Origin of the sequence: Bacillus cereus group sp. BfR-BA-01382 (assembly GCF_022663475.1) — a bacterium.
Classification (GTDB): Bacteria; Bacillota; Bacilli; order Bacillales; family Bacillaceae_G; genus Bacillus_A; species Bacillus_A thuringiensis_S.
Genome location: NZ_JAKUFQ010000351.1, coordinates 1 through 284, shown reverse-complemented (window position 1 = coordinate 284; position 284 = coordinate 1). Strand labels below are relative to the sequence as shown.

Sequence of the window (284 nt, the reverse complement as noted above, 5' to 3'; positions counted from 1 at the left end):
CTTTATTCGGTTTCGTTACTGTTACGTATACTGTGCCGCCTGTTGATACTAGTAAATCTGTTTTTTCAATTTTCACTTCTGTCGCTTCTTTTGCTACTGTCGCATTTCCTAACTCTTTTCCTTCTGTTGATGCATCATATACGCGAACAAGATCACCTTCGGCAACCCCACTTACTGTAATTGTATCCGCATCTCCAGCTTTATTGTTCGCTACTTTTACTGTATCCACCGCTGGTGCCACTGTTACTTGTGATTCATATTTCACCGCTGTACGAGCACTTTCT

The 284-nt window shown here is 41.5% G+C and carries 1 pseudogene; it reads right to left on the bottom strand.

Features of this window, described 5'->3' with window-relative positions:
- Window positions 1–284, bottom strand: a pseudogene (locus tag MR160_RS34290) (hypothetical protein); the annotation flags it as partial.